This window comes from Corallococcus carmarthensis, assembly GCF_003611695.1.
Lineage (GTDB): Bacteria > Myxococcota > Myxococcia > Myxococcales > Myxococcaceae > Corallococcus > Corallococcus carmarthensis.
The window spans coordinates 1-26,783 of sequence record NZ_RAWE01000065.1; the positions used below are offsets into that span (position 1 = coordinate 1).

Consider the following 26,783-nt stretch of genomic DNA (forward strand, 5'->3'; position numbering starts at 1 on the left):
CCCAGGAACTCCGGCCCCCGTCCCGGCGTGAACACCGCCACGCGCCCACCCTGCCCCAGCAGCGTCACGTCCCCCTGCACCGCCCAGCGCAGCGACGGATCCAACGCGCCTTGCATCACCGTGCGCCCGTCCTCGCGCCGGTACGCACCGTCCGCGTGGTAGACGAAACGCACCGTCCCGTCCTCCGCGCTCGCGTGCACCAGCACGCCACGGGTCGTGAACTTCCGCTTCGCCGTCACCTGCCCACGCACCGCCGACACCGGCGTGGCCGCCACCGTCGCGTGCGGCTGACACGTGGGACATGCGGCTCGCGCATGTTCCAGGCCGCACGACGCGCACACCGTGAAGCGAAGTCCCTCCAGCACCGGCAGCGGGAACGCGCCGCGCTGGTCCTCCACGAACACCTGGTGGAACAGGTGCAGCAGCTCATCCGGCAGCGTGGCCCGCGACAGCGCGGGCTTCGGGTACTGCACGTCCGGGTGGAACACGGTGACGCGCTGGAGCATCCGGCCCACCGCGTTCAGCCGCGCCGCCTGCGCCTTCGGCTTGTGGATGCCCCCCTGCGGCCCCACGCACAGCAGCGACTGCATCACGGTGACGGCGAAGGCATACCAATCACTCTCCACCGTCGCCGGCCGCACGGGCGTCAGCGCCTGCGCGCCCTTGTCCAGCCGCAGCGGGTCCAGGAACTTCTCCGTGAACACCGGGCAGACGTAGGGACCGAACTGGAAGCTGTCCGCGTCGATGAAGTACGCGTCCGTGCCCATCGTCAGCACGTTCAGGTCGTTGAAGTCCCCCACCACCACGCCGCCCGCGTGCACCGCCCCCAGCACGCGGTGCAGCCCCGCCAGCACCGTCACCGCGTCCGCGGCCTTGCCTCCCGCGCGACGGAACGCCGGTTCACTCCACCGGCGCAGCGGCTCCACGCCGTCCAGCTTGCGCATCGCATAGCCCAGCACCTCCACGCCCTTCTTGTCCGTGGCCAGGGCCTGCGGCGTCACCACGCGCGCCGGAAGGCCCGTGGGGAACGCGCGCAGCTTGCGCTGATGCTCCGCGAGCCGCGCCTTCGCCGCGGCCTGCTCGGGCACGAGGCCCAGGTAGTCGGGGTGCTCGGGCCGCTTGAAGACCTTGAGCGCGCGCCCATCGCCCAGGTCATACACATCCGCCTCGCCGCCCTTGCCCAGCGCGCGCTGCGGATCCAACCGGACCTTCTTTCCCTCCAGCCAGACGTCCATGGCCTCACGCCCTCCCCATCCGGCGGCGCAGCACCACCAGCGTGGTGTCGTCCGTCAGCAGCCCTGGCGTGCGCAGCAGCCGCCGCTCCGCGAAGTCCGCGCGCACCGACTCGCGGTTGAGCTGCGCCAGCCGCCGTCGCACCGCGTCCGGGTTGGTGAAGTACCGGTCGTCCGTCCAGAACCGGGACAGCGGCCCCACCGGCTCGTCGCGCTCCGGCAGCCGGGCCTGCGCGAGGCCCAGCAGGTCCCCCACCCCATCCGTCCCCACCAGCAGCGCGTGCACGTCGTCCGTGGGTAGCAGCGCCCGGCGCTCCAGCGGCACGTCCTCTCCGCGCAGCAGCGCATAGGCGAGGTACGGCGGCGCGTTGCCGGGAAACGGCCCCAGCGCGTGCACCTCGCCGTTGAGCATCCACACCCCGTCCCCCGACGAGAAGACGAGCGTGTGCGCCGGCGTCATCACCGCCCCCACCAGCGTGAAGAGCAGGTCCCCCAGCACGTCGCGCCCCAGCGCGGACGCGAGGCCGTCCATCAACCCCAGCAGGTCCTCGCGCAGCCCGGGCAGGAAGTCCGGGCCGTCCACCGCCTCGCCCCGCGCCAGCCTCGCGTGCGCCGCCTGCGCCAGCCGCCGCGCTCCCAGCTGCGCTCCCAGCTCACTGCACGGCTGGCTTCCACACCCGTCCGCCACCACCACCACCAGCCCGTGCTCGCTCTCCCGGACGCAGGCGGCGTCCTGGTTGTTGCGTCCCGAACGCGCGTGCTCCCGGCCCTGCACCGAACCCACCGCGACATCGAAGGGCAGCGTGGACATGGCTCTCCCGTGGCCCTCGAAGGGCACGCACGACACGGAAACCTGCTGGCGAGTGGACGGCCCCGCGCCGCCCGACTTCGTGTATCTACGACACCAACATAGTGTCCATATGACACGAAGTCAAGGCGACGTGGGACAACCAGTCAGCGGGGGGCTCGGGAGATGGCGGGAGGTCTGGGGCCTACAGCTCGAAGTTGAAGCCGGCCTTTTCGAGCTGTTTGTACTTCTTGTGGTCGAACCGGTAGAGGCGCGCGGCGCGGTGGGAGACGTCCTGCTCCACCTCGTCCAGCTCCTCCAGCAGGTCCATGGCGAGGATCTTCTTGCGGAAGTTGCGCTTGTCGAGCTCGCGCTCCAGCACCGTCTCGTACAGCCGCTGGAGCTGCGACAGCGTGAACTTGGGCGGCAGCAGCTCGAACCCGATGGGCTGGTAGCGCACCTTGCCCTTGAGCCGTTGCAGCGCGGTGGCCAGCACGTCCGCGTGGTCGAACGCGAGCTTCGGCGTGTCCCAGACGGAGAACCACGCCGCTTCGCGCGCGTCGGTGGACGCCTGGAGGTGGTGCGCGGACAGCTTCACCAGCGCGAAGTACGCCACGGTGATGACGCGGCCCCGGGGGTCGCGGTCCGGAGAACCGAACGTGTAGAGCTGCTCCAGGTGGCTGGTGCGCAGGCCGGCCTCCTCCTCCAGCTCGCGGCGCGCGGCGTCCTCCAGCGACTCCTCCATGCGCACGAAGCCGCCGGGCAGCGCCCACCGGCCTTGATACGGCTCCACCCCGCGCTGGATGAGCAGCACCTTGAGGTCCTCCTCGTCCAACCCGAAGACGACGCAGTCCACCGTCACCGCCGGGCGCGGGTACTCATAGGTGTGGCTCATGGGGAAACCCTCCGGCCGGCATCGTGTCCAGAGGACACGGTGCCGGCAAGGGGTGTGTTCAGGACGCCGCGCGCGGCAGCAGCTTGAAGGCCACCTGCCGCCCCTGGCCGCCCTTCACGGCCAGGTGGATCCACAGCACGGCCAGGTGCTCCAGCAGGCTCGCGTTGCGCAGCGGGCCGCAGTCCACGGGCTGGAAGCCCGCCTGCTTCGCGATGGCCGCCACGGTGTCCTTCGCCGCCGCGTCGTCACCGGCCAGTTGCACGTCCACCGCCATGCCCGACAGCGACGGGTCGCCGTGGAACTCCGCGCCAAAGGTGTTGAACGCCTTCACCCAGCGCGCGCCCGGGGCCGCCTTGGCCAGCGCCGCGGTGAGGGAGCCCTCGGGGACGGGGAGCACGGTGGGGCCGCTCGCGTCGAAGGCCACCGGGTTGTTGCAGTCCACGCCCACCTTGCCCGTCAGGTCCCCCGCCTCCCGCGCGACGGCGACGGCGGCGTTGGCGGGCACCGCCAAGAACACCACGTCCGCCCAGGCCGACACCTCCCGCACGCTGCCCGCCTGGGCCTGGCCGCCGCACCGCTCCAGCAGGGCCTTCACGTCCGCGCCGGGCCGGACCCCGAAGCGCACCGGGAACCCGCTCCGCGCCAGCAGCACGCCCAGGTTGCCGCCCACGTTGCCCACGCCAATGATTGCAATCTTCACGTCCGCCATGGCTTGCCTCCGCGTATCCGTCAGTGTCCCAGGCCCTGGATGACGAGCCGCGCCGTCTCCCGCCCCGAATTCTGCTGCTGCCCGGTGATGAGCTGGCCGTCGCGCACGGCGAACGGCTTCCAGGCCCCCGCGCGCACGAAGTTGGCGCCCCGCTCGCGAGCGACCTCCTCGATGCGGAAGGGCATCACCTTGCGCCCCACCATCTGGTCGGCCGCATCCTCCTCCACGTTGGCGAAGCCCGTCACCGTCCGGCCCTCCAGCAGCGGCCGTCCGTCCGACAGCGTCACGTCCAGCAGCGCCGCCGTGCCATGGCAGAGCGCGGCGGTGACCTTGCCGGCCTCCAGGAAGCCGCGCAGCAGCCCTTGCAGCGCGCGGTCCTCGCGGAAGGTGAACATGGGGGACTGGCCGCCGCAGACGAGGATGGCGTCGTAGTCCTCCACCCGCACGTCGGACAGCTTGCGCGTCGTCTCCAGCAGGGCCGCGTGCCGGGGGCTGTGAAGAAAGCCCAGGCTGAGGATGTCGTGCGCGGAGTAGCCGCTGGGGTCGCGCGGGTCGCTCAGCGCGTCGGGCGTCACCCGGCCGCCCTGGGGGCTGGCCAGTTCCACCGCGTAGCCGGCCTCCGTCATCTCCACGTAGGGGTGCACCAGCTCCGACGCCCAGAAGCCCACCGGCCCTCCCAGCGTGGTGGAGACGGCGGGGTTGGCCACGACCATCAACACCCGCTTCTGGGAGGACACCTTCGCCTGGGAACCCTGCTCTTGCATTGTCGTCCGCTCCTGTCGTCCGGGCCGGGACCGCCACGCCCCGGCCTTTCGTGGACGTCAAGATGCGGCGGGGCACGGGTTTCATGCCAGTGAATCCCCTGCAAGGTTATGTTTCACCGCATGAAACTGTCGTCGGTGGACCTGAACCTGCTGGTGGCCCTGGAGGCCCTCCTGCGCGAAGGCAGCGTGACGAAGGCGGGGCTCAGCATGGGGCTGAGCACCCCGGCCATGAGCCACGCCCTGGCGCGGCTGCGCACGCAGCTGGACGACCCGCTGCTGGTGCGCGCGGGCCGGGGCATGGTGCTGACGCCGCGCGCGGTGGCGCTGCGGCCCCGGTTGCAGGCGCTGCTGTCGGAGGTGGGGGCGGTGCTGTCGCCCGCGCGCACGTTCGAGCCCGCGCGGCTGGAGCGCACCTTCCGCATCCATGCCACGGACCACGTGCTGACGGTGCTGGGCACGGCGCTGGACCGGCTGGTGCGGCGCGAGGCCCCCGCGGTGACGCTCCAGTTCCTGCCCAACTCACCGGATGACGGCGCGCTGCTGCGCGAGGGGAGCATCGACCTGGCGGTGGGCGTCTACGTGGACCTGCCGCCGGAGCTGCGCACGCGCAAGCTGTTCACCGACCGCTTCGTGTGCGTGGTGCGAAGGGACCACCCCACGGTGGGGCGCACGCTGACGCTGGAGCAGTTCCTCGCGCTCGAGCACCTGCAGGTGGCCCCGCGCGGCAGACCCGGCGGCTACGTGGACACGGTGCTGGCGGTGCGCAACCAACGCCGGCGCGTCGCGCGCGCGGTGCCGTACTTCCTGGCGGGGCTGCAACTGGTGGAGGGGGCCGACTACGTGCTCACCATCTCCGAGCGGGTGGCGAAGGCAGTGGCGCCCCGCCTGAAGCTCAAGCTGCTGCCGCCGCCCCTGCCCCTGGAGCCCTACACCCTCACGCTGCTGTGGCATCCGCGCGAGGACGCCGACCCCGCGCACCGCTGGCTGCGCGACGCGTTCGTCCGGGCCGCGCGCGCCGCCGCGCCGTGAGGGGCCGTCCCAGCTTCAACCCACGGGCCCTTCCGCGTCAGACCGCGACGAGCCGGCCCAGGCGGCGCCAGTCGACCAGCTGGACGTTCTCCTCCGCCAGGTCGAACTCCAGCGAGCGGCGCATGCCCAGCACGTCGCCGCCCATCTGGAAGGGCACCTCGCGGTCGAAGTCCATCCGCAGGCGCTCCACGAAGAAGTCGTGCATGCGCGGCATGGGGTGCTCGCCGCGCCACAGGCGGAACATGTTGCGCGTGGCCTCCATCACGCCCGCGCCGTACACGCGCACCGACAGCCGGTGCGGCACCGCCTGCGCGAACGGGAACGCCTTGAAGCCGAAGCCCCACTCCGGCGTCGTCGCCGCGCCCGCCACGCCCGCGGGGCCCTGGTACAGCAGCTGCCCCGCGCCGCCATTGGGCACCGGCCGCACCGCGCCCGTCGCGTCGATGGTCAGCGCGGACGCGCCCAGGTTGTAGACGGAGACATTCGGGTTGCCCTCGCCAAACAGGTGGCGCGGCACCGTGCGCGTGAACATGGCGCCCAGGTAGCCGCGCAGGCCGGCCTGCGACTTCTTGAGCGGCCCGGCCGCTGCGAGCTGGTTCTTGAAGTCCTGGATCATCTCCGCGTCCCAGCCCGTGCCCGCGAAGGGCGCCACCCGGCCCTCCACCCGCACCAGCGAGAAGGGACGCAGGGGCGGCAGGCGCTCGCCGTACGCGGCGATCTGCTTCAGGGCCACGTGGGGACGCGGCGCCCCCGTGACGCGGGCCCAGGCGTTGCCCGTCCCCAGGGGCAGCACGCCAATGGCCGGCAGGGCCACGCCCTGGGAGCGCAGCTCGTTGAGGAGGCCGGTGATGGTGCCGTCGCCTCCGCCCGCCAGCAGCAGGCTGGGCGGGTCGTGGCGGAGCTGGTCCACCCACTCCCGGGCTTCCTCCAGGGAACGGGTGAGGGCCACCCGGGCCCGGGGGAGCAGGTCTCTGACGAGCCCGCCCATCCCTTCGGTCCCTTTACGCGCACGCAGATTGACGAGGACGGCAATGTTCATGGCGGGCGCGACTCTTCCCCAGTTCATGTCATGGCCCCGTCACGAAAAGAGCCCCGGCATGGGGACTCCCGCCGGAAACATGGGCATCACCCCCCCAGGGCGTGGACCAGCCGGGCCTCCAGGTGCCGCTCGGCCGCACGCCGGCGCAGCGTCACCGCCGCGGCAGCCAGTCCTCCAGCCACCAGTAAACGCCGCAGCCATGTTTTTCCGGTGCCGTGGTAACCGCCCGACGCCGTGTCTCCCTCCGCCATGGGCTGGAAGATGTTGCCCGGGGTGGGGCCCTGCCGCTCGTCCTTGAAGTGCAGCACGTCCGTGCCGGCCTTCATGGTGCGCTCGTACGTGCGGGGGAACAGGCCGTGCATCGCCGCGAAGCTCTTCCCTGCGGGGCCGACAATCACCTCGTCCTGGGGGTGGCGCAGCACGCGGAGGAGGGTGCGGGCCACGCGCTCCGGCGTGTAGACGGGCTCCACCGGGCGGATGCGCCAGCCGGTGTAGTTGGCGGTGTGGCGCCACAGGGGCGTGTCGATGGCGGCGGGCATCACCGTGCACACGTCGATGCCCGTGTTCAGCAGCTCCTGGCGCAGCGACGCGGAGAAGCCGCGCACCGCGAACTTGGAGGCCACGTAGGCGCTCAGGTACGGCGCGGGCACGGTGCCAAACGTGGAGGACACGTTGACGAGCGTCCCGTAGCCCTGGCGCCGGAACTGCGCCAGCGCCGCGCGCGCGCCGCTCACCGTGCCGAAGAAGTTGGTCTCCATGAGCTGGCGGAAGGCCTCGTCCGGCGTCTCCTCCAAGCTGCCCAGCATGTAGACGCCCGCGTTGTTCACCCAGCCGTCGAAGTGACCGAAGGCGCCCACCGCCGCCTCCGCCAGCTTCCGCACGGCCCCGGCGTCCGCCACGTCCGTGGGCACCACCAGGGCCTGGACGCCGTGGGACTCGCACTCGGCCGCCAGTTCCTCCAGCGGGTCCTCCCGGCGCGCGGCGAGGACCACGTGGGCGCCCTTCTTCGCCAGCAGCAGCGCGGTGGCCCGGCCAATGCCGCTGGAGGCGCCCGTGATGACGATGACCTTCTTCTTCCAGATGCGATCCATGGAGTGGGGTCCTTGTGGCTGGCTCGACGGCCCCTGTCGGGGGCCCCGAGCGTTCGAAAGGGTCGGTGGGCGCCTCGTCCATGACGCCGCACGTCGGAGAATGTGGGGATGCCCGGGGCGTCCTACCCGGGCCACCGGCGACTCACCTGGAGGGCAGCCAGCGAGGCAGGGGGCCCGGAATCTGGATGGGCGTCCAGGTCCGGGACCGGGGGGTGAGCGCCGGGGGTCGCTGGCCTGGAGGGTGGACAGTCCGGTAGAGGACGGAACGCGGCCTGCAACGCCGGTCCGGCCATCCCTTCCACCCACGTGACCATGCCCTTCCGTCCGAAGCCGTCCGCGTTCGCGCTGCTGTTGTGCCTGCTGTGCGCCACCGCCTCGCGGGCCGCACCCCACCGGCTGGTGATCTCCAGCGGCGACTGCCGGGACGCGGAGCTGAGCGGCCAGTCCAAGGCGTTCTATGACGCCCTGCGCGCCCGCCCTGAACAGCACGTGCTGGGCGCCCCTGAGTTCGCCGAGCGCCTCTTCCCCGACTCCTCGCGCTCCTTCGAGGACCTCCAGCGCCAGTTGGAGGCCGCGCAGGACCAGTTCTACGAGGGCCGCAACGCCCGCGCGACCCAGCTCCTGGACGACGCCCTGCGCGACATCCGCCGCCTGCCGCCGGGCGAGCCGCGCTGGAAGCTCTTCGCCCACGCGCAGCTGCTGCATGGCCTCAACCACCGGGCGATGGGGAAGACGAAGGACAGCGACGCGGCCTTCCTCCAGGTGCTGCGCCTCCAGCCGAAGTACCAGCTGGACCCGGACCAGTACGCCCCCTCCATCCGTCAGGCCTTCGAGAAGCTGCGCCGCGACCTGGCCCGGACGCCCAAGGTGAAGCTGTCGCTGAAGTCCACGCTGCCCGCGGCGGACGTGTACCTGGAGGGCTTGAGCGTGGGGCAGACGCCGCTCACGCTGGAGCTGCCCGCCGGCGCGTACGAGCTGGCCATGGTGAAGGGGGACGCGGTGAGCTTCCCCCGGCAGGTGCAGGCGCAGGGGGCGGACACGCCGCTGCTGGTGGACCTGGCCTACGAGGGGTCCGTGACGGCCGCGCCCTTCCCGTGCCTCAGCGCCACGGACGGCAACGAGGAGCGCACCTGGAGCCACGCGGTGCGCCTGGGCGGCACGCTGGGCGTGGAGGAGGTCATCGTCGTGCGGCTGGAGCGCCCCAGCAGCGGGCCCAAGTGGTTCGCCGCCACGGTGCTCAACGTGGACGGCGGCCAGAAGCTGCGCGAGGGCGGCTTCAAGACGCAGGGCCTGGACGCGCCGGGTGAGGCGCTCTCCGCGCTGGTGGACTTCGTCACCACCGGACGCTCGCCCTCCAACCTCGTGGTGATGAACAACGCCAACGGCAAGGCGCCCTGGGACGCGAGCGGCGCGCGGGGCTCGGCGGCCTCCTCCGGCACGGGGGCGGACCTCACCGCGCCCAACCTGTTGTCGGAGGAAGTCTCCAGCGGCGCGGACGCCCCCCGGACGGGCCTGCGCACGGCGTCGTACGTGGCGGTGGGCGCGGGCGTCGCGGCGCTGGGCGGCGCGGGCGTGGTGCGGCTGCTGGCCCAGAAGGATTTGAACGGCCTGGAGGACCGCCGCGCGGCCAACGGCGGCCAGTTGGTGAACACGGATGCGCGGGCCGTCGCGCTGCGCGACTCGCTGGTGGGCAAGAGCCACCTGATGACGGGGCTGCTCGTGGGTGGAGGCGCGGCGGTCGTCACCGGGGCGGTGCTCTTCCTCATGTCCTCTCCCGCGAAGCCAGCGCCCGTGACGTTGGGGGTGACGGCGGACGAAACGGGCGCCGCGGCGAGCGTGTCCGGATCGTTCTGACCGGACGGTCCCCGCCGGAGGTTCCTGGCCGGGAAGCACCGGGCGCGTAGAGTCGCGCCCCATGCGCGCTTCCCTCCTGCTGTTGCTGTTCACGGCGAGCACCGCCCTCGCCGCGCCCCGGACGTTCCGCGTCGACTACTTCCACACCGGCAACGCGACCGAGGAGCGCTTCAGCCTGGAGCGGCTGGTGGTGGAACCCCTGCCCTGGCCGGGCCACCCCGCGCGCGCCATCGACGAGTCGAACCTGGGCAAGTACCTCTTCGAGGTGCGGGACCGGCAGACGAACCGGCTCCTGTACTCGCGCGGCTTCGCGTCCATCTTCGGCGAGTGGGAGCTGACGGACGAGGCGAAGCAGGCCCACCGCACCTTCAGTGAATCGCTGCGCTTCCCCACGCCGGACCGCCCCGTCCAGGTCGTCCTGAAGAAGCGCGACGCGCAGAACGCCTTCCGCGAAATCTGGTCGCTGGTGGTGGATCCGAAGGACCCCTTCGTGGATCCGTCCTCGCCACCCGCGCCGGGTCCGCTGCTCAAGCTGCTGGAGAACGGGCCGTCCCAGGACAAGGTGGACTTCCTCATCCTGGGGGATGGCTACACGGAGGCGGAGCGCCCCAAGTTCGAGAAGGACGCGCGCAAGCTGGTGGACATCCTCTTCAGCTATTCCCCCTTCAAGGAGCGCAAGGCGGACTTCAACGTCTGGGGGCTGATGCCCAAGGCGGCCGAGTCCGGCATCTCGCGGCCCTCCACCGGCGTCCACCGCCGCTCGCCCCTGGGCTCCACCTACGACGCCTTCGGCGCCGAGCGTTACATCCTCACCTTCGACAACGATGCGCTGCGCGACACCGCTGCCTTCGCGCCCTACGAGTTCGTGGAGATCCTCTCCAACGGCAACACCTACGGCGGCGGAGGCATCTTCAACCTCTTCAGCACCGTGGCCGCCGACAGCCTCTGGGCGCCCTACGTCTTCGTCCACGAGTTCGGCCACCACTTCGCGGGGCTGGCGGACGAGTACTACACGTCCGCCCCCATCTACGGCGCCGCGCCCGCGGAGCGGGTGGAGCCCTGGGAGAAGAACGTCACCGTCCTCCACGACCCCGCCCAGCTCAAGTGGAAGGACCTGGTGGCCCCCGGCACCCCGCTGCCCACGCCGTGGAACCAGCCCGCCTATGACGCGCATGCCCTGCAGGTGCAGCAGCGGCGGCAGAAGATTCGCTCGGAGCGCAAGCCCGAGGCGGAGATGGACGCGCTCTTCGTGGCGCAGCGGGACTGGGAGGAGAAATTCCTGGGCACGCAGAAGTTCTCCGGGAAGGTGGGCGCCTTCGAAGGAGCCAACTACGAGGCGAAGGGCTATTTCCGGCCCCAGATGGACTGCGTGATGTTCACTCGCGACCGGGGGCCCTTCTGCGCGGTGTGCCAGCGCGGAATCAGCGAGGTCATCGACTTGTACGCAGGTCCACCGTCCGCTCCCGCACGGAAGACTCCCTGACTTCCTTCGATTCCCAGGCCCCTGAGCGTCCTTTCGGGTGACAGCGACGTGGCAGGTGGTTGGGCAAATGGACGCCCCTCTGTTTTCGGGTGTAAGGGGGACCGCATCTGCAAGCAGGACACCCCATGGGAGGCATTCACATGCTGAAGCGGAGCCTGAAGCGAAGCTGGCTGCCGGCGCTCGTGACCACCGTGTTCGTCACGGTCGGTACGGGTTGCGGCGACGAGTGTGTCGATCAGTTCGACTGCCGTGACAAGGGCGCGCCTCCCGCGGGTCAGGTGTATGCCTGCGTGGAGAACAAGTGCGAGCTGCGCACGCTGAACATTCCTCCGGAAGAGGACGCGGGCACGGAGACGGACGCCGGCACGGATGCGGGCACCACGACGGACGCCGGCACGGATGCGGGCACCACGACGGACGCCGGCACGGACGCGGGCACCACGACGGACGCCGGCACGGGTCCCCAGTCGTGCAACCCGGCCTGCGCGCTGACGGACTCCTGCAACATCGAGACGAACACCTGCACGCCCTCCAGCGTCACCACGACGCCCGCGGAGACGAGCGCGCAGATCACCGACTTCGTCGCTGCCGCGGCGGGCGTGCTGCCCGCGCCGCTGCCCGTCAGCGGCGCGTTCGTGACCTTCATCAAGCCTGATGTGGCCGGCAGCGCGACCACGGAGGCCTCCGGCTTCTTCCTGCAGGCCCAGCCGAACGGGCCGGCGATGTTCGTGCGGGGCTCCGCGTCCGCCACGCCGGTCGCCGTGGGTGACCGCGTGACGCTGAACGTCACGGAGAAGGAGATCATCAGCGGGCTGAACGTGGCGAAGGCCGTCACGGACCTGACCGTGGTGAGCAAGAACCACGGCGTGTGGAACCTGGACACCGCGACGCCCCCGGGCCTGAAGGTGGACGTGAACGCCGTCAGCACCTTCGAGGACGCCGGCACGACCGGCATCTACGAGAGCCGCATCGTCACCGTGTCCGGCAAGCTGGGGACGGGCGCTGGCAGCGGCGCGGCCTTCACCGCCTTCCCGCTGGCCACCACGGGTGAGCCGACGTCCAGCCCCCTGCTCCTGCGCGTGCCCACCACCCTGTCCACGGACCTGGACCTGGCTTCGGGCTGCGACGTGGCCGTGCCCACCGGTGTCGTCTGGCGCTTCACCGCCCAGCCCCAGGTGTCCGTGTTCGCGCCGGAGCAGCTCACCATCGCCTCGTGCCCCGCGCCGAAGCTCACCGTGGCGCGTGCGCAGAGCGCCACGGAAGTGCGGCTGACGTTCGACCGGAAGATCAGCGCGGCCAGCGTGCAGGCGGAGGACTTCGGCATCACGCCGTCCGTGGCCGTCTCCGCGGCGGCGGCGACGGGCAACCAGGTGTCGCTGACCACGGCGGAGCTGACCGGTGGCACGCAGTACACGGTGACCGTGAACGGCGAGGTGACGGACCTGGCCGGCAAGGCCCTGGACGCGGCCACCAAGACCGCGACGTTCACCGGACTGACGCCTCCTCCGACGGGCCCGTCGCTGGTCATCAATGAGATCGACTACGACAACGTGGGCACCGACAACGCGGAGTTCCTGGAGATCTTCAACCGCGGCACCGCGGCGGCGGACCTGACCAACGTCAAGCTGGTGTTCGTCAACGGCGACTCCACCGCCAACCCGCGCATCGAGTACCTCAGCTTCAACCTGGCCGACACCAAGGACGCGCAGGGCAACGCGGTCACGTCGCTGGCAGCGGGTGGCTACATCGTCGCGGCGCCCGAGCCGTACTTCACCACGGCGACCCTGCCGGCGGGCACGCTGCGGCTGATCATCAAGACGTCCTCCGGCGCGAGCACCGACATCATCCAGAACGGCTTCGGTGACGGCGTGGGCCTGCTCGACAACGCGGCGGGCACGCTCCTCGACAGCGTCTTCTACGAGACGCCTGCCAGCAATCCCCAGAACAGCACGTTCACCATCACCACGGCGGTGGGTCCCAAGTCCCTGAACTTCGAGGAGGGCACGCGCACCGTCGCCGCGGACTCGAACTCCGCCGCGGGCTCGCTGCAGCGCAGCCCGAACGGGAACGACTCGAACAACAACAACGCGGACTTCGCGTTCGTGGGCACTGTGACCCCTGGTGCGCCTACGCCGTAGTCGTACGGGACGGAAGTCCTGAAGTGACCGGGCCGCGTTCACCTACCGGGTGAGCGCGGCCCTCCTTTTTGGGCGACAGGGGGATGTGCCACGCTGGGGCATGGGCATTTCCCTTCCTCGCGTCGTCGCACCCCTGCTCGCCCTGCTGCTCGCCGCGTGTCCCGGTTCCACGCCTCCGACGCCGGTCGTGCCTCCCGACAGCGGTGTGTCTTCCGATAGCGGCGTACCGGACGATGGCGGTGTGCCCGTCGATGGAGGTTCCTCCAGCGACAGCGGTGTTTCCGACGATGGGGGCGCTTCGAGCGATGGAGGTGCTTCCAGCGACAGCGGCGTTCCCGACGATGGGGGCGTGTCGAGCGATGGAGGTGCCTCCAACGACAGCGGCGTCCCCGACGATGGAGGCGTGTCGAGCGATGCGGGTGACTCCAACGACAGCGGCGTCCCCGACGATGGGGGCGTGCCTTTCGACGGCGGACTGCCTTCCGACGGAGGCGTGCAGAGCGATGGCGGCGTGCCGGATGGCGGTGGCATTCCCGTGCTGGAGGTGCCGTCCCAGGGACTCGGAGATGGACGCGTGGGGCAACCCTATGCCGGGAAGCTCGTCGCTTCCGGCGGACGGGCGCCGTACACCTGGAGCTTCACAGGCACGCTGGCCGCGGGCCTCAGCCTCTCCGCGGACGGCGACCTGTCCGGCACGCCCACCGCCGCGGGCTCGACGCTCTTCACCGCCACCGTGCGCGACGCGGACGGCAGGACCGCGTCCGCGCGGGTGATCGTCATGGTGCAGCCGCCCCTGACGCTGTTCACCGTGGGCCACTGGAACCTGGAGTGGTTCGGCGCGCCCAACCAGGGCCCGGCCCGCTCCACCTCCGATGGCGGCGTGCTCGACGACCTCCAGGTCGCGGGGGCCAAGGACGTCATCGGCGGCGCGGGCGCCCACCTCTGGGGCCTGGTGGAGATGGTGGACACCGCGGACTTCAACACGCTCAAGGCGGGGCTGCCCGGCAACTACAGCGGCTTCCTCGCCAACAACACCTCCTACGTCCTCAGCGGCGCGTCGCTGTACTCCGCCGGCGAGCAGAAGCCCGGCGTCCTCTACGACAGCACGCTCACCTACCGCAGCGCCCAGGTCATCCTCACCGCGCAGGCCGCGGACTTCGGCGGACGCCCGCCGCTGCGCGTGGACTTCACCACCCGGATCCACGGCGAGGACGCGCCGCTGGTCGTCATCGTCGTGCACCTGAAGGCCTTCGAGGACATGACCTCCTATGGCCAGCGCCAGCGCTCCGCGACCGCCCTCAAGCAGTACCTGGATCAGTGGCTGCCGGAAGCGCGCGTGCTCGTCATCGGCGACTGGAACGATGACCTGGACCACTCCATCTCCACGGAGAACGGCGTCGCGCTGCCCACGCCCTACGCCAACTTCCTGGACGACCCCACGCACTACACCTTCCTCACGCAGGTGCTGACCCTCTCCAACACCCGCACCACCACGGAGTACAACGACGTCATCGACCACACGCTCGTCACCGACGAGGTGGCCGTGGACGCCGTGCCCGGCGGAGTCCAGGTGCTCCGCCCCGACGCGACGATTCCGGACTACGCCCAGACCGTCAGCGACCACTACCCCGTGCTCACCCGCTACGACCTGAGCGGCATCCCCGGTCCGCGCGTGCGCCTCACCGCGCCCCTGGGCGGCACGTTCGTCGCGGGCACTTCGCTGACGTTCACGTGGCGCTCGGTGGGCGTGGACACCGTGCGCATCGAGGCCACCTACGACGGCGGTGATACCTGGAGTGTCGTGGCCCCTTCGGTGCGCGCGGACGTGGGCACCTTCACGTGGACCGTGCCCGACATGGAGAGCGACCTGGTGCGCCTGCGCGTGGTGGACACGGCCAACGCGTCGCGCTTCGACATGAGCCCCGGCCGCATCTGGTTCACGCGCACGGAGCCCCGCGTGTTCATCAACGAGCTGCTCGCCAACGAGCCCGCGCTCCCCGGCGGCACCGCGCACGAATTCGTGGAGCTCTACAACATGGGGACCGCCCCGGTGGACCTGTCCGGCTGGAGCCTGTGGGACGCCACGGCCTCGCGCCACGTCTTCGCCCCGGGCACGGTGCTTCCTCCGGGCCGGCCCGTGGTCGTCTTCGGCGGGGCGGCGGGCTTCACGCCCGGCACGCCCGACACCGTCGCGTCCTCCAGCGGGACGCTGAGCCTCAACAACACGTCGGACACCGTGCAGCTCAAGGGCACCGACGGCGGCGTCGTGGACACCATCTCCTACTTCAGCACCGTGGACGCCGTGTCCATCAACCGCTCCCCGGACCTGGCGCCGGACGCGGGCTTCGTGCTGCACACCACGCTGACGCCCGGGCTGCAGTCCTCGCCGGGCCGGCGCGCGGACGGTGGCGCGTTCTGATCAACGCAGGGGCGGGGACTCGGGATTGGGCGCGGGCGTCCTGGGCACGGGCACCGCATCCACGTCCCGGGCGATCCACTCCTGGCCATGGTCCTCGTAGGTGACGCGGATCTCATCGCCCTCGGACAGGTCGCGCAGCTGCGCGTTCTCGTCGTCACGCCGCAGCCGCGTGGCCTCGTCCACGAGGACCTCCTGCTCCTGGCCCTGGCCGTCCACGAAGAGCAGCTCGTCGTCGCCCACCCAGGACACCCGGCCCGCGGCCCAGCCCATGGGCCGCGGCTGCTGACCGGAGCCGCCCGTTCCCTCCGGAGCCGGAGCCGGCGCGCCCTTCGCCTCCGCGCCCGCGTTCTTCAGGGCCTTCGGATCCACGGTCTCCTTGGAGGCCATCAGCCCGCGCAATACATCCGAGCGCCCTTCGCGGTGCTTCGCGGAAGGACCGTCCGTCCCCGGCTCGCCGCCGTTGCACGCCGACAGCCCCCCGAGTCCCACCAGGCCCAACACCAGCAGGCCCGCTGTCCCGCGCATTCTCCGCATTGGCCACGTCCTCCCGCGTCGTGCGAAGGAGCCCGCGCCGCCACGGAGCTCGTCTCCATGGCGACAGGGACCCGCTCTCCCCACGGTAAAAGATGAGGACACCCTGCCCCTTCGGGAACCACGACCGCCCGGGCCTGGGCACGGCTGCCCGGAGCGTTCTCCTCCCTGGCCGGAAGGCAGGCGAGCGCGACCGGCCCGGGTGCACGCCTTCCGATGCAGTGCCTATCCGGCCAGGAGCCAGTCACGCACCGCGACGAAGCGGGCCGTGGGCGCCGCGGCCTTGCGCCACGCGACCCAGAGGGTGCCCCGGGGACGCCTCGCGGAGCGCCGGCCCGGCTCTGGCGTGAGCGTCACGACGCGCTTCTCCCGCACGGCGGGCGCCACCAGGTAGTCGGGCAACACCGCCAGCCCCACGCCCGCCTCCACCAGGGCCAGCATCTCGTCCAGGTTGGCGATGCGGCACACCACCCGCGGCGGCAGCGGCTCCTTCGGTCCGAACGTGGCACGCCACCACGGCGCCAGCATCGCCAGGTCCGCGTCGAAGGCGATGAACCGGTGCGCACCGTAGTCGCGGGCCCCGCGCGGCGTTCCCCACCGCTTCAGGTACGAGGGCGCGGCCACGGCGACGAACTCCTCCTGCGCCACTGGCCGGACCTCCAGGCCGGGGGCGTCCGGCAACAGCCCGAGGATGCCCAGGTCCAACGCGCCCTCCAGCACCAACCGTGACACGCGGCTGGGCACGTCGAAGCGCACGTCCAGCCGCAGCTCCGGGTGCAGCGACAGCAGTCCTGGCAGGCGGGGCCGGAGCCAGTACCGGAAGAAGGGCCACGGGCCGCCCAGGGACACCTCGCCGCGCACCGCGCGCTGGGCTTCGGAGGCCGCTTCCAGCGCCGCGTCCAGCGCGGGCAGGTGTTCCCCCAGCCGCGCGACGAGCGAGGCCCCCGCCGGGGTGAGCCGGGCCCGGCGCCCCACCCGCTCGAACAACGCCACGCCCGCGTGCCGCTCCAGCGCCTTGAGCTGCTGGCCCACGGCGGAGGCGGTGATGCCCAGGCGCGCGGCGGCGGCCGCATGCGTGCCCGCCCGGCTCACCTCCCACAGCGTCCAGAGCGCTTCGTGATTGCCAAGCATGGCTTCAGTTTATGTGAAGAAGCCCTCGGTTTTCTTGGGCACGGCCGGGACGTATTCCTCACCCATCGCCCCATGGACAGGGGCTCGAGGGAGACACCCCATGGAAGCGCTGACCGCCGTGAAGGTCCTGCTCATCGTCACCAGCCACTCGCAGTTCGGGAGCACCGGGGAGAAGACGGGCTTCTGGTTGGAGGAGCTCGCCGCGCCATACGAGCAGTTCACCAAGGCCGGAGCCCAGGTGGACATCGCCTCGCCGCTGGGCGGCAAGGCGCCCGTGGATCCGCGCAGCGAGAAGGAGGCGACGGAGGACACGCGCGCCTTCCTCGCCGACGCCGAGGCGACGAAGAAGCTGGCGAACACGAAGGTGCTCGCGCAGGTGAAGGACACCTACGACGCCTACTTCGTGGTGGGCGGGCACGGCGTGATGTGGGACCTGTCGCAGCACGCGCCGGCGCATCAGCTGCTCTCCGCGGGCTACGCGCGGGGCGCGGTGGTGGCGGCGGTCTGCCATGGCCCGGCGGCGCTGGTGGGCGTGAAGGGCCCGGACGGCAAGCCGCTGGTGGCGGGCAAGCGCGTGGCGGCCTTCAGCAACGCGGAGGAGCAGGCGGCGAAGTTCGACGCCATCGTCCCCTTCGCGCTGGAGACGCGGATGCGCGAGCTGGGTGCCCGCTACGAGTCCGGCCCGTTGTGGAAGAGCTTCACGGTGCGCGACGGGCGGCTCGTCACCGGGCAGAACCCGGCGTCCTCCGCCGCCACCGCGCAGGAGGTCCTCAACGTCCTGCGCGAGAAGAAGACCCCGGCCCCCAAGGGCTGAGGCCCGCCGCCGTCAGCCGAACTGGAAGCCGGAGATGCGCGTCCCCATCATGGAGCCGGCCCAGGAGGTGGTGCCCCGGTCCTCACCGGCGGCACCGGCGACGACCATCAAGGGGAGCAGGTGCTCCTCGCGCGGATGGGCGAGCCGCGCGTAGGGCGCCTGCGTCCACTGCGTGAGCTTCTGGTCACGCACGTCCGCGGGGGAGGTGGCGGCGTCCTGGACCCACGCGTCGAACTTCGCGGAGACCTCGTGCGCGCGCGGATCCCCGAAGGCGCGCAGGTTGTGGAACGACAGCCCGCTGCCGATGATGAAGATGCCCTCGTCGCGAAGCGGCGCGAGCGCCCGTCCCATCCGCAGGTGCTCCGCCGGATCCAACCCCTGTTTCAGCGACAGTTGGACGCACGGGATGTCCGCCTCCGGCCAGGTGACCTTCAGCGGAATGAAGGTGCCGTGGTCGTAGCCACGCTCGCGGTCCTCCGACGTGGCGAAGCCCGCCGTGGAGAGCAGCTCGCGCACGCGCGCGGCGAGCCGTGGGCTGCCCGGCGCCGGCCAGGTGATGCGGTACGCCTCCGGCGGGAACCCGTAATAGTCATACAGGATCGGTGGCGCGTCGGAGGTCATCACCGTGGCCACGGGCTCCTCCCAGTGGGCGGAGATGACGAGCAACGCCTTGGGGGGCGTCGCGAACTGCTGGCCCACCTGACGCAGGTAGGTCGCGAGCGACTGGACCTCCGCTTTCGGAAGGCCCATTTCCACGAACGGCCACGGACCGCCGCCGTGCGGGATGAAGACAACGGGGAGGCGCGAGGAGTGGGAAGGGTCTGTCGGCATGGGGGCTCTCGACGCCATTCAACTCCACGGGCGGACCGGAGCACCACCGCACTCCGAGTGGTTCACTCCATCTGCTTGAGACACGACGTCTTCTGCGATGAAATCGCGCGGGAGACGGAGGGGCCGTCCCGCCGCGAAGGGGGTTGCATGAAGAGCATCATCGGCTGGGCGCTGGCCTGCTTCGGAGTCATTGGCTTTGGCTCGGAGATCGACAACCTGCGCAAGGGCACGGCGGACCACACGGTCACGGGGTTCATCCTCGCCGCCCTCTTCGTCCTTGGAGGCCTGGCGCTCGTCCGCTCCGCGCGGCGCGCGAAGCTGCCGCCCGAGCTGAGGGATGCCCCCTCCGTGTCGCGGCCCGCCCTGGACGCTCGCGGCATCGAGCGGGCCGTGCTCGCCTGCGCGAAGCAGAACGGCGGCCGCGTCACCATCGCGGAGGTGGCGGCGGACGGTCAGCTCTCGTTCACCGAAGCCAAGGAGGTGCTCGAGGAGCTTTCCCGCGCGGGCGCCTGCACCGTCGATGTCACGGAGAACGGTGCGTTCATCTACGAGTTCAGCGGGTTGATGCCGCGTGAGACGGCTCGCGCGGCGCTCGAACCCTGAACCGCACGCCGCATTCCTAACGCCCCAGCTTGAGGGTGACGGTCGCCGTGTCCTCCACCGTTCCCTTCAGCGTGAAGCGCAGCTCCCAGACGCCGGGCATGAACAGGTCCGCGTCGGACACCTCGAAGGTTCCCGGCTCGCGCGCGGTGACGCGTGGGACTTCGGAGATGCCGTGGCCCATGGCGGGCATCCAGGGCTGGACGGACAGCACGACACCGGACACCGGCTTCCCCGATGCGGCGTCGGTGATTCGCACCTGGAACACCTGCACGCCCCTGCGAAGCGGCACGGCCGCGGAGAGAACCTCCACGCGGAGCCGGCCCGATGCGCTGGTCGCCGTTCCCACCGTCGCCGCCGCGCTCACGATTCCCGCGTCGCTCCCGGCGTCTGGAACGGCGGAGGGCGTCGCGCCCAGCAACAGCATCCCCATCATCAGTGCCTTCATCACGTCTCCTCGCGGCCTCTGCTGTAGCGGAAGTGGGCTGGACCGGATCTGCGACAAGGTGCCGCATCGCGCATGAGGTCCGGATGCGACAGGGTGCTCCGTCATGGTTGCCCCTCCGTCATCCTCCGAGCGGTCCCGTCCATGGGTGCTCGGGGTGTTGGGAGTTGTAGGGCTCACCGTGTCCGCGCTGGCGTGCGCGGCGCTCGTGCTGGTGCTGGACTTCGCCTGGTCGGAGGCGGCCCCGAAAGACACCTCGTGGGAGCTGGCCGTGCCACCGCCCGTGTATGGCCCGCTGCCCGCGTTCACGCTTCGCGATGACCGGGGCCAGCCCCTGGAGACGGGGCAGCTTCATGGACAACTCACCCTGATCCAATGCGCGTTGGAGGCGGATGCGCATCCGCGCCCACTTCTGCGACAGGTCCGGGAGCAACTGAAGGCCGACGGTGTCCCGGTCCAGGTCGTCATCGCGACGTCGCGCGACTCCACGGTGCTCCACCCGGATTGGCAGCCACTGCGGGACAGCGGACGCCTCCTGTTGCTGGTGGACCAACGCCTCCAGGTCCGGGGCGTCTACGACTCGAGCCAGGCGCCAGCCACCTCCGAACGCGTCATCGAAGACGCGCGCTGTCTGCGCTCCTGCCCTCCTCCATGAAGCCTACGTCCCCCTCATCACGCAGGAACCTCCCTTGGCTCGTGCTCGCGGGGGCGCTGGTCATCGCGCTGCTGTTCGCCGCGGGGCCCCGCATCCAACGGGAACGTGCGCGCATCGCCGCGGCGAACCTCCCCCTGTACGGACCGCTCCCGCGCTTCGAGCTGACCGCCCAGACGGGTCGTCCCTTCTCCGACGCCGACATGCGGGGCCACCTCTACGTGGCGGACTTCTTCTTCACCCGCTGTCCCACTGTCTGCCCATTGCTCACGGAGAAGATGCTGCGGGTGCAGCGACAGGCCCGGGAGCAGGGACTGGACCTGCGCTTCGCTTCGTTCAGCGTCGACCCCCGCCACGACACGCCGGAGCGGCTGACCGCCTATGCGCGAGACCACCGCATCGACACGTCCAACTGGACGCTGCTGACGGGTCCGTTGGACCAGGTGGAGACGACCGTCCTGGAGGGCTTCCGGGTGATGATGGGCCGCGACGCCGACGCGGGCGAGGACGACTTCTTCAGTGTCTTCCACGGAGAGCACTTCGTCCTCGTGGACGCCCGGGGACAGCTTCGCGGCTACTACAAGGTCACGGAGGGAGAGGGAGGACTGGAGGCCCTGCTCCGGGACGCGCGCTTGCTGGCGCTGGCACCGGAAGATCCGCCCGAGGCTCCTGCGTTGAGATAGAGGCGCGGAATCCACTGAGCGTCCAGGACGCGGGCCCTCGCACCCAGGCTCGCGCACGGTTTCCTGGTAGGCGAGCCGCCAGACGTCCATTGTCTCCGGCGGTCCCCGCCTGGAAGCCCCCTTGAGCACCGCCGCACCTTTCCTCTTGAGCACGACAGCAGTCTCCCGCCCAGACCCGAAGGCTGCCGCACCTGCACCGCGCGTGTGGCTGGTTGATGACAGCCCCACGCAACTGGCGCGGGCCCGCGAACTGCTTTCGAAGCACCACACGGTCGAGACCTTCAGCGACGCCGAGCAGATGCTGGAGCGGCTGTCCCTGGGGCAACCTCCTGACGTGCTCCTGCTGGACTGGCAGTTGCCGGGCATCTCCGGGTTGGAAACGTGCACCTACGTGCGCGAGCACCACGACAACGTCGCCCTGCCGATCCTGATGCTGTCCTCCCGGGGAACCCACGATGACTTCACGGAAGGGTTGCAGGCGGGAGCCAACGACTACGTCGCCAAGCCCTTCCACGACGCGGAGCTGCTCGCCCGGGTGGACAGCCTCCTGCGCGTCCGTGCCCAGGGCGAGCGGCTGAGGGAACGCGAAGCGTACCTGGCCACGACGCTCTCCAGCATTGGCGACGCCGTCATCACCACGGACCGCGCCGGACGCGTCGTCTTCCTCAACCCCGTGGCCGAGCGCATCACCGGATGGAGCACGCTGGATGCCCAGCAGCGGCCCGTGGCGGAGGTCGTCCGCATCATCGACGCCGTCACGCGAGAGCCCGTCTCGAGCCCCGTGGAGCGGGCGCTCGCGGTGGGGACGGTCCAGGGGCTCGCGAGGCCGACGCTGCTCATCCGCAGGGACGGGACCGAAGTCCCCATCGAGGACAGCGCCGCGCCGATTCGCACGGGGCCGCAGGTCATCTCCGGCGCCGTGCTCATCTTCCGCGACGTCACCGAGCAGACCCAGGTGCGTCTGCGCAACGAAGCCCTGACGGAGCAGCTGCGCACCAGTGAGGCGGAGCAGGCCACGCTGCTCGACGCGATCCCGGCCCTCGTGTCGTTCGTCAGCGCGGACGAGCGTTACGGCCGCGTCAACAAGGCATACGAAGACTGGTTCGGGATTTCGCAGGACCTCCTCCGGGGCCAGCAGGTCCGGGACGTCATCGGGGAGGCCGCCTATTCCATGCTGGGCCCCTTCGTGAAGCGGGGGCTGGCGGGGGAGAGCTTCACCTTCGAGCAGCATGACGTGCCCTATCGTCTGGGGGGCAAGCGGGACGTGAAGGTGTCCTTCATCGCGCACCGGGAGCCGGGGCAGCCCGTGGCGGGCTATGTCGCGCTCCTCCAGGACATCACGGCGCGAAGGAAGCTGGAGCAGGAGCGTGAGCTGCACGCGCGAAGGCTCCAGCAGCAGGCGGAGTTCGAACAGCAGCTCATCGGCATCGTGAGCCACGACCTGCGCAACCCCCTGTCCGCCATCCTCCTGGGGACGGAACGGCTGAAGCGCCAGGAGGTCCTGGTGCCCAACGTCAGCAGGACCGTGGACCGCATCCACGCGTCGGCTTCGCGCGCGGTGCGGCTGGTGAAGGAGCTCCTCGACTTCACGCAGGCCCGCCTGGGCGGCGGCATCCGCATCGGGCGCGGCCCCATGGACCTCCATGCGCTCAGCCGCACCGCCGTGGAGGAAGTGGAAGAGGCCCACCCCGCCGCCCGCGTGGAGGTGGTGGCGAGCGGCGATGGGCAGGGCGCGTGGGACGCGGACCGGCTCTCCCAGGTGCTTCAGAACCTGGTGACGAACGCGGTGAAGTACGGCCAGCCCGGGTCACCCATCCAGGTGGCGACCCACGGCGACAGCACCCAGGTGACGCTGCGGGTCCACAACGAAGGCGCCCCCATCGCACCCGAGCGCCTTCCGGACCTCTTCCAACCCCTCCAGCGGGGCACCCACCCGGTGGACCTCGCGAGCCGCAGCGTGGGGCTGGGCCTCTTCATCGTGAAGTCGATCGTCGACGCGCACCAGGGACACATCGACGTGAGGTCCGCGGCCGGAGAAGGCACCACCTTCACCGTGACCCTGCCGCGATAGGCGGAACGGGTCGATGTCCATGTCTCCCGTGAAGCCGCGCTGCGGACCCAGGCCCCGGAGCAACAACACGGAATCCAGGACAACCGGAGCGCTTGGTGACTGGGGATGAGTAGACTCGCGCGGCCGTCCATCCTCGACCTGCCTTCGCCCGGAGAACAGAGTGTCGAACCCCACGATCCGCACAATCCTTGGCGCATCCGCCCCGGACTCGCTTGACCCCTTCAACACCGCACTGCTGGTGATCGACTTCCAGGAAGAATACTTCAGCGGGAAGCTGCCCATTCCGGATGGGATGCGCGCACTGAGCAACGCCAAGCGGCTCATCGCCTTCGCGGATCGGCACAAGCTGCCGGTCTTCCACGTGTGGCACGTGAGCCCGTCCGGCGCGCCTGTCTTCGCCCACGACAGCCCGACAACCTTCTGCCACCAGGACATCCAGCCGGCCGCTCACCACAAGGTCGTCAAGAAGAACCACATCAGCGTGTTCCAGGGCACGGAGCTCCATCACGAGCTGCAACTCTCCAGAATCAAGACGCTGATCATCTCCGGACTGATGACTCACGCCTGCGTGTCCGGCGCGGCACGGGATGCGGTCCCCCTCGGCTACAACGTCATCGTGGCGGACGACGCCTCGGCCACCCGGGACATCGATGCGCCCGGCGGCGGCACCATTCCCCATGATGTGCTGCACAAGTCCGCGCTGGTCACCATCGCCGACACCTTTGGCGCCGTCATGGGCACCAACGCCATCGTGAACTTGAGCGTCCGCTGACGTGAAAGATGAGCGTCACCTTCATCAGTGCGACAGGAAACCTCACGCAGGACGCGCGGTTACCCACCTGTCGCCCTGGTTTCGCTCTGAGCGCCATCCCGTGCTGTTCCGGGACGTTTCCTGGTGTGCCCCTTCAATCCACGCTGGAGGGGCACACTGGGGGCACATGGCGGCGCCAAATCAGCACCGCAGCCCATGCCAATCAAGCCACATCCTTGAGCGTCTACATGCCCATCGACGGGCTGTGAAACTTCTGTTCGATCCAGGGCCAGATCAGACGCCGACTCATCTCCACCCGGCATCGTCCGTGCCCTCGCAGCCTCATCAAGCAAGGTCGAGCGGTCTGTGCCGCGATGTTCTGGGAGAACTCCTCAACCAGACTTTCGAGGCCCATCACCAGACTCCTCTCAGGACGCCGCAGACCGTATGAGTCCCGCTAGGGCCAGCAGTTCGCGCACACGCCGCGCCAGAGCGATGTGCTCAGGATTGGTGACCGTGAATCGTTCAGGGGTCAAGATGATCAACGTGCCCTTGTCCCCCACCGGCTCGATGCGCACCGGAGCTGGAAGCGGCGGCACCGTGCCGATGCGGCGTGAGAGGTACGTGATCCAGCCCAAGGAAAAGGGGGCCGAGTCGGGCTCCCGGTACTGCATTCTGTAGGCGCTGGAGCCTGCTAACGCCCAATCCGCCTCCCAAGAAGACCCCATGCTGCGCACAACGTCCGTCAGCACTGACGTCGTGAGCAACCGGCCCGCATTCGGCCCTTTCGATGGCAGAGAGAGTACGCAGTGGTTGGAAACGGCTTCTGAATACATGCCGCCATTGATGCGCAGGCTCACGTAATCAGCACCGCTCCCACCGTTGTCGAAGGAGAAGCGAAAGCCCAGTTGCTCGATGGCCGGCCCCCCCTTCTCGCGGTTAACGCCTCGCCGGAACAGTTCGGTCAAGGTGGGCACATCAGGCGGCATGAGGGGCACATTGCGCGCGTCCTTGCGTGACTTGGCTGGCTTGTACCATTGGGCCAGAAGGGGGTCGCACGAAGCCAGGAGGTTGAGGAAGGTTGCCGTTCGCCGCGCACACTCCTCGGGTGACTCCTTACGCGAGCCCCAGTAGGCGCCAGCATTGTAGGTTTCAGGGTAGGTCTCAGGCTCGGACTTACCGGTCACGATGTTCTCTCCTCAGAGCGCCGGGGTGTGGATGACCTTGATTCCTTTGACTTCCGCGTCCTCAAGCAGCTTCCGGATGGCATTCGCGGCATGCTTCTCCGAGACGTGCCACTCGATGGGAATGCCCATACCCCGAACCTTGTCGCTCTGTCGCTGGGCCTGGTCAATGAGCCCCTGTGCTCCGGAGTTCCGGAACCACTCCTTGGGCTCCAGCCCCTCGAAGAACTTCGCGTAACCGGATCCCTTGGCCTCCAGCAGCACGCCGTCCTTGAAGCCGTCGAACTTCACGCCGCCGGCCTGCGTGCTCATGCCGCCGACCCAGTAGGCATCATCGGCGGAGTGTCCCGTGATCTGCTCCTGATAGCGCCGAGCGGGCGGCTTCATGGACTCCTTCGCTGGTCCCCACTGTCCAGGCCCCTGGGAAGGCGCTGCGCCCTTCGGGGCCGTGTTCGCCCTCTGGAGGATGATGGCCGCCCCAGGGCCACCGCTGAGTGCCGCCGCCGCGCGCCCTGCTGGCGCCGCGACGCGCTCCAACGCCAGCGCGCCCTCCGCCGACAGCGAGAGCACCGGCACCGAGACCTCCGCGCCCAGCGACATCCCTTTCAGCGTCCGTGTCGTGGCCGACGCCGCGCCCCCAGTGATGAGCAGGCCCGTCGTCAGCCGCGACACCTCGCGGATCTGCTCGCCACGGGTCATGGACTGGAAGCGCTCCCAGTACATGGGCGAGGACGCGATGAGCGCCGCCACGCCCGCTGGCAGGTGGCTCAGTCCCGCGAGGCTGTCCACGGGACGCGTCAGCAACTGGCCCAGCGCGTGGTACAGCTCCACGAACGCATCTTCCGCTCCATCCAGGGTGCGGCTGATGACGTCCGCGTCGTCGTACACCTCGGCCATGGGCCGCCAATCCAAGGCCTGGAGCCGCGCGTCCACGGCGCGGAAGACGCCGCCCTTGCCGCTGTAGAAGCGGCCCAGCTCGAAGCCATGCGCTCGGAAGGCGCCGTCCTTCCACTCGACGGGTGCCACCTTCTGCTGCGTGCGCCCGGTGAGGGCCCACGCCAGATAGCCGTCGGGTCGCAGCACCACCACCTGCTCCCGGGCGAAGCGCTCCACCCGCCGCGACAGCTCCTGCCGTGTGACTTCGCCTCCGTCCATCACCTCGCGCAGGATGAAGCCCACAGCCATGCGAGGCGGGAAGGCGCTCAACGTGACGGGCTTGCCCACCAGCACATCCAGCAGACGCGCGGCTTGTGCGGGCGTCAGCCCCCCTCCCAGAGGGCGCTCGTCCCGCGCCTCCAGCCCGGCGTTCGTCAACAACTGCTCCCAGGCGTCCGATTGCGCGTCGTCGGAGCGAGTGTCGCTCGCCATGGCCGCCACACGGATGGGGCTCGCCCCCGTCACCACTTCACGCACGGCCTTGCGGCGGTACAACGGCTGCGCTCCCTCAAGTCGCGTGTCACCCGGCACCGAGGCGGATGCACGCGACTCCTCATCGTTCGACGCTCGCACTCCAGGGGAGTCCGTGGCCGCGCGGGGCGTGTAGCTCAGCGTCCTTCCGGGCCCGGGCGGCACCGAGGCGCAGCCAGCGAAGAGGAGGGCCACGCACCCGAGCAGGATGTCAGCGCGCATTGTCCGCACCCAGGCCCACCG

Annotated in this window: 24 protein-coding genes; 11 read left to right on the plus strand and 13 right to left on the minus strand. The window is 70.2% G+C overall.

The window, feature by feature from the left end; genetic code table 11:
- From D7X32_RS19020 to D7X32_RS19040, 5 genes are all read right to left on the minus strand, one after another.
- Positions 1 to 1,235, minus strand: a 1,235-nt coding sequence (locus tag D7X32_RS19020; RefSeq protein ID WP_120603982.1) for a hypothetical protein, incomplete at its 3' end; no start/stop codon positions are given.
- Between the two features lie 4 nt (positions 1,236 to 1,239).
- Positions 1,240 to 2,043 (minus strand): protein phosphatase 2C domain-containing protein, encoded by an 804-nt coding sequence (locus D7X32_RS19025; protein WP_120603983.1) that lies wholly within the window; start codon positions 2,041 to 2,043, stop codon positions 1,240 to 1,242.
- A 181-nt stretch (positions 2,044 to 2,224) separates the two neighbouring features.
- On the minus strand, positions 2,225 to 2,914 hold the full coding sequence (locus D7X32_RS19030) for an NUDIX hydrolase (protein ID WP_120603984.1): 690 nt from the start codon (positions 2,912 to 2,914) through the stop codon (positions 2,225 to 2,227).
- A gap of 58 nt (positions 2,915 to 2,972) precedes the next feature.
- On the minus strand, positions 2,973 to 3,623 hold the full coding sequence (locus D7X32_RS19035; protein ID WP_120603985.1) for an NADPH-dependent F420 reductase: 651 nt from the start codon (positions 3,621 to 3,623) through the stop codon (positions 2,973 to 2,975).
- Positions 3,624 to 3,643: 20 nt separating this feature from the next.
- Positions 3,644 to 4,387, minus strand: a complete 744-nt coding sequence (locus D7X32_RS19040) for a type 1 glutamine amidotransferase domain-containing protein (protein ID WP_120603986.1) — start codon at positions 4,385 to 4,387, stop codon at positions 3,644 to 3,646.
- Between the two features lie 120 nt (positions 4,388 to 4,507).
- Here D7X32_RS19040 and D7X32_RS19045 point away from each other — a divergent pair, with 120 nt between their 5' ends.
- The gene (locus D7X32_RS19045; RefSeq protein WP_158625712.1) at positions 4,508 to 5,416 is read left to right on the plus strand and encodes a LysR family transcriptional regulator; all 909 of its coding nucleotides are present in this window, start codon (positions 4,508 to 4,510) and stop codon (positions 5,414 to 5,416) included.
- A 37-nt stretch (positions 5,417 to 5,453) separates the two neighbouring features.
- On the opposite strand, the gene D7X32_RS19050 is transcribed toward D7X32_RS19045, so the two are convergent.
- Both D7X32_RS19050 and D7X32_RS19055 read right to left on the minus strand, forming a co-directional pair.
- The gene (locus D7X32_RS19050) at positions 5,454 to 6,455 is read right to left on the minus strand and encodes a diacylglycerol/lipid kinase family protein (RefSeq protein WP_120603988.1); all 1,002 of its coding nucleotides are present in this window, start codon (positions 6,453 to 6,455) and stop codon (positions 5,454 to 5,456) included.
- Between the two features lie 86 nt (positions 6,456 to 6,541).
- Positions 6,542 to 7,546 carry an SDR family NAD(P)-dependent oxidoreductase gene (locus D7X32_RS19055; RefSeq protein ID WP_120603989.1) on the minus strand — a complete coding sequence of 335 codons (1,005 nt, stop codon included), beginning with the start codon at positions 7,544 to 7,546 and terminating at the stop codon, positions 6,542 to 6,544.
- A gap of 312 nt (positions 7,547 to 7,858) precedes the next feature.
- Between D7X32_RS19055 and D7X32_RS19060 the strand changes: the two genes are divergently transcribed.
- The 4 genes from D7X32_RS19060 to D7X32_RS19075 all read left to right on the plus strand — a co-directional run bounded on the left by D7X32_RS19060 (position 7,859) and on the right by D7X32_RS19075 (position 15,440).
- Positions 7,859 to 9,400: a PEGA domain-containing protein gene (locus D7X32_RS19060; RefSeq protein WP_120604014.1), complete on the plus strand. Its 1,542-nt coding sequence runs from the start codon at positions 7,859 to 7,861 to the stop codon at positions 9,398 to 9,400.
- A gap of 61 nt (positions 9,401 to 9,461) precedes the next feature.
- Positions 9,462 to 10,883, plus strand: coding sequence for an IgA Peptidase M64 (locus D7X32_RS19065; RefSeq protein ID WP_120603990.1), 1,422 nt, complete (start codon positions 9,462 to 9,464; stop codon positions 10,881 to 10,883).
- A gap of 140 nt (positions 10,884 to 11,023) precedes the next feature.
- On the plus strand, positions 11,024 to 13,021 hold the full coding sequence (locus D7X32_RS19070) for a lamin tail domain-containing protein (RefSeq protein ID WP_244239073.1): 1,998 nt from the start codon (positions 11,024 to 11,026) through the stop codon (positions 13,019 to 13,021).
- 100 nt (positions 13,022 to 13,121) lie between these two features.
- Positions 13,122 to 15,440 (plus strand): lamin tail domain-containing protein, encoded by a 2,319-nt coding sequence (locus D7X32_RS19075; protein ID WP_244239074.1) that lies wholly within the window; start codon positions 13,122 to 13,124, stop codon positions 15,438 to 15,440.
- Here D7X32_RS19075 and D7X32_RS19080 read toward each other — a convergent pair whose 3' ends face one another.
- Together D7X32_RS19080 and D7X32_RS19085 are read right to left on the minus strand one after the other, a co-directional pair.
- Complete coding sequence (locus D7X32_RS19080; RefSeq protein WP_147450189.1) at positions 15,441 to 15,974, minus strand: hypothetical protein; 534 nt, start codon at positions 15,972 to 15,974, stop codon at positions 15,441 to 15,443.
- 222 nt (positions 15,975 to 16,196) lie between these two features.
- The gene (locus tag D7X32_RS19085; protein ID WP_120603993.1) at positions 16,197 to 17,102 is read right to left on the minus strand and encodes a LysR family transcriptional regulator; all 906 of its coding nucleotides are present in this window, start codon (positions 17,100 to 17,102) and stop codon (positions 16,197 to 16,199) included.
- Between the two features lie 100 nt (positions 17,103 to 17,202).
- Here D7X32_RS19085 and D7X32_RS19090 point away from each other — a divergent pair, with 100 nt between their 5' ends.
- Positions 17,203 to 17,916, plus strand: coding sequence for a type 1 glutamine amidotransferase domain-containing protein (locus tag D7X32_RS19090; protein WP_120603994.1), 714 nt, complete (start codon positions 17,203 to 17,205; stop codon positions 17,914 to 17,916).
- Between the two features lie 12 nt (positions 17,917 to 17,928).
- Here D7X32_RS19090 and D7X32_RS19095 read toward each other — a convergent pair whose 3' ends face one another.
- Positions 17,929 to 18,666 (minus strand): DODA-type extradiol aromatic ring-opening family dioxygenase, encoded by a 738-nt coding sequence (locus tag D7X32_RS19095; protein WP_244239075.1) that lies wholly within the window; start codon positions 18,664 to 18,666, stop codon positions 17,929 to 17,931.
- A 228-nt stretch (positions 18,667 to 18,894) separates the two neighbouring features.
- Here D7X32_RS19095 and D7X32_RS19100 point away from each other — a divergent pair, with 228 nt between their 5' ends.
- A complete protein-coding gene (locus D7X32_RS19100; RefSeq protein ID WP_120603996.1) occupies positions 18,895 to 19,350 on the plus strand; it encodes a hypothetical protein in 456 nt (151 codons plus the stop codon).
- 16 nt (positions 19,351 to 19,366) lie between these two features.
- Here the strand turns inward: D7X32_RS19100 and D7X32_RS19105 are convergent, their stop codons facing one another.
- Entirely contained in the window at positions 19,367 to 19,795 is a 429-nt protein-coding gene (locus tag D7X32_RS19105) for a FixH family protein (protein ID WP_120603997.1), read from the minus strand.
- Positions 19,796 to 19,949: 154 nt separating this feature from the next.
- On the opposite strand from D7X32_RS19105, the gene D7X32_RS19110 reads away from it, so the two are divergent.
- The 4 genes from D7X32_RS19110 (at position 19,950) to D7X32_RS19125 (ending at position 23,970) form a co-directional block, all read left to right on the plus strand.
- The gene (locus tag D7X32_RS19110) at positions 19,950 to 20,447 is read left to right on the plus strand and encodes a hypothetical protein (RefSeq protein ID WP_147450190.1); all 498 of its coding nucleotides are present in this window, start codon (positions 19,950 to 19,952) and stop codon (positions 20,445 to 20,447) included.
- A 41-nt stretch (positions 20,448 to 20,488) separates the two neighbouring features.
- Positions 20,489 to 21,127 carry an SCO family protein gene (locus D7X32_RS19115; RefSeq protein ID WP_244239076.1) on the plus strand — a complete coding sequence of 213 codons (639 nt, stop codon included), beginning with the start codon at positions 20,489 to 20,491 and terminating at the stop codon, positions 21,125 to 21,127.
- 202 nt (positions 21,128 to 21,329) lie between these two features.
- The gene (locus D7X32_RS19120) at positions 21,330 to 23,198 is read left to right on the plus strand and encodes a hybrid sensor histidine kinase/response regulator (RefSeq protein WP_147450191.1); all 1,869 of its coding nucleotides are present in this window, start codon (positions 21,330 to 21,332) and stop codon (positions 23,196 to 23,198) included.
- A gap of 160 nt (positions 23,199 to 23,358) precedes the next feature.
- On the plus strand, positions 23,359 to 23,970 hold the full coding sequence (locus tag D7X32_RS19125) for a cysteine hydrolase family protein (RefSeq protein ID WP_120604001.1): 612 nt from the start codon (positions 23,359 to 23,361) through the stop codon (positions 23,968 to 23,970).
- Between the two features lie 407 nt (positions 23,971 to 24,377).
- On the opposite strand, the gene D7X32_RS45990 is transcribed toward D7X32_RS19125, so the two are convergent.
- Both D7X32_RS45990 and D7X32_RS47555 read right to left on the minus strand, forming a co-directional pair.
- A complete protein-coding gene (locus D7X32_RS45990; RefSeq protein WP_167506490.1) occupies positions 24,378 to 25,136 on the minus strand; it encodes an immunity 52 family protein in 759 nt (252 codons plus the stop codon).
- 12 nt (positions 25,137 to 25,148) lie between these two features.
- The gene (locus D7X32_RS47555; protein WP_120604002.1) at positions 25,149 to 26,762 is read right to left on the minus strand and encodes a Tox-REase-5 domain-containing protein; all 1,614 of its coding nucleotides are present in this window, start codon (positions 26,760 to 26,762) and stop codon (positions 25,149 to 25,151) included.
- Positions 26,763 to 26,783 lie beyond the last annotated feature (21 nt).